This is a genomic window from Leptolyngbya sp. AS-A5 (genome assembly GCF_039962495.1).
Taxonomy (GTDB): domain Bacteria; phylum Cyanobacteriota; class Cyanobacteriia; order Leptolyngbyales; family Leptolyngbyaceae; genus Leptolyngbya.
The window spans coordinates 1-4,649 of sequence record NZ_JAMPLL010000079.1; the positions used below are offsets into that span (position 1 = coordinate 1).

The following is a 4,649-nucleotide window of genomic DNA, read 5'->3' on the forward strand; positions in this document are numbered from 1 at the left end:
TGACTTCAATGCCGCGATACAGCATCATTTTCTCAATGTCCCGGTAGCTCAACGGAAAGGTGTAATACAGCCAAACGCAGTAGCTAATAATTTCACCAGGGAAGCGATGACGGGAGTACATGGGCAAGCAGTCGTTCTTAAAGTTGAACTAGTACGATTATTCTACGTTCCGGTTAACCTGACAATACGCGAAATTCGAGGGGAGTGGAAATATCTATATCGAGCAGTGGATTCGGAGGGCAATACACTGGACTTCATGTTGAGTGCAAAGCGAGATGGAAAGGCGGCAGCCCGCTTTTTTCGCAAAGTATTAGGAGCCAAGCACACTCAAATTCCACGAGTCATCACGGTCGATAAAAATGCTGCTTATCCAGTTGCGATGGATGAATTGAAGCAAGAGAAAACGTTGAAAGCTGAAACCCAATTGCGGCAGAGCAAATACTTGAACAACATGGTTGAGCAAGACCATCGCAACGTGAAACGGATTGTGAAACCAATGATGGGATTTCAATCATTCAACACGGCGAGAAGAACTCTTCGTGGAATTGAGGCAATGGCAATGATCCGCAAAGGACAGGTAAAGGGAATTAGTCAAGGGGATAGTGTATCTCAAGCAGCATTCATCAATGAGATCTTTGGAGTGAGTGCTTAAGAAATACGAACGAGACCAGTTTGTTTGTCACTTTAAAATCTTTGTGACAGAACCACTTGTTCTGCCTTGAAACCCTCAATTGTGGCAAAAGCGGTGGAGAAACGACCTAAAACGATCGTACTTTTCCTTTGAACGCTCCATTTAACTTTGTTGTTCAAGATTCCACAGCAGCTTTCAAACAAAACCCGCAACTAGTTGTAAGTTAATTTTTAACAATCTCGGTCAGCGGATTTACCATTTGATAGCGACCGCTTGCGGCACTCAAATCGGGCGCACCAATCAGCAAAGGCTGTTGACTTAAACGCCGCGTCTCTCGAACATAACCTAATCCAACCGTCATCGGTGGCAAGTGATGTTGTTCTAGCACAGTTTGAATTCTGCAAAACGCTTTGGGCAATTGATCAAACGGAATGCTTGGAAAGGCGTGGTGAATGGAATGATAATTCAATCCGCCAACAAACCAAGCAACGATCGGATGCACGGTTAAATTCCGACTGCTATAAAGCTGCGTGAGTTGATATCCCTCGGCTCTACTCCACATTCCGTAATGTTCAAGATGATCTCTTGCCTGAATGACACTCCCAATCACCCGTTCTAAAATCAACCAGAACAAAAGGTAGCGCCACAGGTGATTGGAAAGAATTGCCCAAGTGAAACAGCTTACCTGCACCAAGACGATACCCATTACATCGACAAACCACGATCGACGAATCGCTGGAATTTGCTCACCCAATTGCCAGCCTTTGATCAAGGTTTTCCCAATCATGCCAAACCCACCCAGCACAAATAAGTCAATTTCCCACTGATGTCTGACATACCATTGCACCCAGGGACTTGCATTTTGATATTCTTCCACTGTCCACTGCACTCGTTCTGGGTCGTGTAAATTCGTGCCATTCCAACCATGATGCAGGCGATGCAACTGAGCATAAACGCCGTGCATCCACAGCATCGGATAGGAAATTAAGCGTGGCAATCCTTCATCAAACCAGTTCCAACCTGTGAGCGTATGATGGGTTGCATCATGAGTGCAGATAAACCAAAGGGCATAGACAAAGCCTGCGATCGCACTATACCCGACAAAGCCCCAGAGATTCGGAGACCACCAAGCGAAGACCATCAAACTCAAGCAAACAACTCCTAAGCTGCAAAATCGCAACAATCCTAGCCAGGAATTCACAGTGTTTAAATCGGCAACACTCGATCGTAAATCCTGCATCACCGGATTAAGCTGCAATGTATCTCTGTTCATAAATCACCTCGGAGCAGACGCAATGGCGTATGAGTCAAATCTTAAAGATCGTTATTTCAGGGAATTACAGGGATTTGTTTCGCGATCGCTTGGATCATTCGCTGCAATGCAATTGAAATGTCATGAGAATCGAGATGAACATCGAGAATGAAGGTGTCTGATCGACATCGGGAATCAGCTCTTGCACACGGGTCACCAGCAGTTCTGAACAGGAGGGATGAGCCAAAGCAGCTGATTGACTGACAAATCTTCGTTCATTGCATTGCCCCGCCCGTGAATGCAATGAACGGTCTATCTGAGAAAAATCTGTTGAAACAGGTTAAACCCCAATCAGTACCTGCTCTTCAGTCCGTTTTGAACGGACTTTGTACCGATAGCCCGTGATTTCTAATCACGGGCGAAGCGCAACAGGAGCGAAAGAACTTTCAGAGTTTTGTCAGTCAATCAGGCTAAAGCAGTCTAATAGCAAAAATAATGTTCTCAACCTCTTTCACTCTAATACTTCTATGATCGTTACGAAACTCTGCTGAGGGGTAATCTCAGCAATCGAAGTCAGTGAAGAAATGCAATGTTCCTGAGTGATTAAATCTCAAGAACATTATGTACATTATCTCTGCGAGTAAAACGTCATTAGTAGCACAAGAACTGTAAAGCCAAGCGCTAAAGTGATTAAGCTTCCCCAACTTGCTGAATCAGAGACGAGCTTTTCTTTGAGCGTTCTAAGGTATTCAGAAGCTTCCATCTCAGCCTCCTTGCTAGATGTATGCAAGTTTGTGTTCCGTGAATGGGCGTTAGAAACTGCTCAACAGAATGACAACCGTAAACAGACAGAACAGACTCAGCGAGACAGCCGCGATCGTGAAGGCGCACGATTGATCTGATCGAGATACTGATTTACTTTTTCGTCTTTTTCGTCAGGCAGCCAATTGATCGGTTTCATGATGTACACCTCTTGAAGCGAATAAAGTGTATCTTCCCACTCCTAACTTTAAGTGGTTTTCCGATGCTAGATTAGAAAATCAAGAGAAACTTTATGCTTATACTTAAAAGTTCATAGCAATCCAAATTCCATGAGCTTTGACACCATTGCGGCTCCTGAATTGGTTGTGTCGCAAAGACTTTAAAGTGACAAACGAATTGGTCTCATTCGTATTGCTTTAAGCACTCACTCCAAAGAGTTCGTTGATAAACTGTGCTTGGGATACACTATCCCCTTGATTGGTCCCTTTCACTTGTCCTTTACGAAGCATCGCCATTGCCTCGACCCCGCACGAGGTTCTTCTTGCTGTGTTAAACGACCAACTGGTTGCGGGTTTTTCAGCTTGGATAAATTTGTCTGAAAGCTCCTGTTTGTATGAGCTTGCGTCGTGCTCTACTAAAATAGCTCTAGCCTTTTTAGTCTAACTGCTAGTTCCAGCTAAAATGCCCCAAATCCAACAATGGCAATCAATTCCCACACAATTAACCTTAGAACAGTTTGAAGAATTTGTCTTGCCCCATCTGCACCTTGGCAGTCGTGGTCCTCAGACTAAGCTCTCTTTGCACGCAATCTTCAACTACATCCTAAAACTGCTGTACCTCGGCTGCCAGTGGAAAGAACTGCCCATTGAAAAGGACAAAGATGGACAACCAGAGCTCCACTATACCAGCATTTATCGCACCTTTCGGCGGTATGAAGCTCAAGGCTGCTTTGATACCATTTTTGCGGGAACGGTGCTGCTGCTTCACCAGCAAGCGTTACTGGATCTCAGCATCATCCACGGGGATGGAACAACCACCGCCGCAAAGAAGGACGGCGATAACCTCGGATACAGTGGGCACAAGCACATGAAAGGCGATAAGGTTGTGGCTTTCTGTGATCGTCACTGTAATGTCATCGCTCCATTTATTACTGCACCCGGCAATCGGAATGAATCTCCACAAGTTGACTCACAAGTTGCTGTACTTTCTTTAACTACACAAAGAGAAAGATCGAACGATGCACCAAAACTAATCCTGGTAATGCTTCTCGCGATCAGCCAAACCGCGGCACTTCGTTAAGAAATTTGTGATTAAAGAATAAGGCTCTGTCTCCGGCAATGGCAGTGACAATTGCTCAATTTGCACCGAGTTTGAGTGCTGAGATCTGGGGTTTGAAGCAGTATCCATCGGCGATTCCGCTCATTGGCGCAAATTGTATGTTATTAGCGGTCAAATAGCGGCTCTTACGCTCTTTTGGTGAAGTATAAAGTCGCTGAATCACTCGGGACAATTGCCATGATTGTTCGTTAGACAGGCGACTTTAACCTGCTAATAGAAATCGCTGTCTTAACAAGGCTAATCCTGCTCGACCATACATCTGGCGCTTGATCATCTTTAAGCGATTGATCTGCCCCTCGGTTTGACCATTGCTCACTGCTAAGGTTAATCCTGCTCGGACGGCTTCACACCACCAACTTTGATGCTGTCTCCCCCACTCGACAATTGCCAACAAGCTCTTCGCACCACACATCATCCCACAGCAGATAAATGTCAAAATTGATGCCAGAGAATGCCGTTTCCCAGAGGCGTGACGATGATCTGGTACTAAGGTCAGCGCCTCTAGCAGTGATGGAATCGGTTCAACAGAAGCAGACATCTCTAGCAGTTACCAAACGATATTGTCAGGTTAACCGGAATGTAGAATAATCGTACTGGTTCAACGCTCGCTCTCAACTTCTTTCCCATGTATTCCCGACATCGATTCCCTGGCGAAATTATTAGCCA

4 protein-coding genes and 1 pseudogene are annotated in these 4,649 nt (G+C 45.2%); 2 read left to right on the forward strand and 3 right to left on the reverse strand.

The window, feature by feature from the left end; translation table 11 throughout:
• Positions 1 to 121: pseudogene (locus NC980_RS26150) on the reverse strand (IS6 family transposase); the annotation flags it as partial.
• Between NC980_RS26150 and NC980_RS26155 the strand changes: the two are divergent.
• Complete coding sequence (locus NC980_RS26155; RefSeq protein ID WP_190375973.1) at positions 107 to 652, forward strand: IS6 family transposase; 546 nt, start codon at positions 107 to 109, stop codon at positions 650 to 652. The pseudogene NC980_RS26150 and the gene NC980_RS26155 sit on opposite strands and share 15 nt — an antisense overlap.
• 202 nt (positions 653 to 854) lie before the next feature.
• On the opposite strand, the gene NC980_RS26160 is transcribed toward NC980_RS26155, so the two are convergent.
• Entirely contained in the window at positions 855 to 1,904 is a 1,050-nt protein-coding gene (locus NC980_RS26160; protein ID WP_190375974.1) for a fatty acid desaturase, read from the reverse strand.
• A gap of 1,422 nt (positions 1,905 to 3,326) precedes the next feature.
• Here NC980_RS26160 and NC980_RS26165 point away from each other — a divergent pair.
• On the forward strand, positions 3,327 to 3,944 hold the full coding sequence (locus NC980_RS26165; protein ID WP_242026638.1) for a hypothetical protein: 618 nt from the start codon (positions 3,327 to 3,329) through the stop codon (positions 3,942 to 3,944).
• A 241-nt stretch (positions 3,945 to 4,185) separates the two neighbouring features.
• Here NC980_RS26165 and NC980_RS26170 read toward each other — a convergent pair whose 3' ends face one another.
• A complete protein-coding gene (locus tag NC980_RS26170; RefSeq protein ID WP_277881325.1) occupies positions 4,186 to 4,521 on the reverse strand; it encodes a transposase family protein in 336 nt (111 codons plus the stop codon).
• Positions 4,522 to 4,649: the final 128 nt, after the last annotated feature.

Coding starts and splice junctions, on each gene's coding strand:
- NC980_RS26170 (WP_277881325.1), bottom strand. CDS start 4,521: ATGTCTGCTTCTGTTGAACCGATTCCATCACTGCTAGAGGCGCTGACC.
- NC980_RS26160 (WP_190375974.1), bottom strand. CDS start 1,904: ATGAACAGAGATACATTGCAGCTTAATCCGGTGATGCAGGATTTACGA.
- NC980_RS26165 (WP_242026638.1), top strand. CDS start 3,327: ATGCCCCAAATCCAACAATGGCAATCAATTCCCACACAATTAACCTTA.
- NC980_RS26155 (WP_190375973.1), top strand. CDS start 107: ATGACGGGAGTACATGGGCAAGCAGTCGTTCTTAAAGTTGAACTAGTA.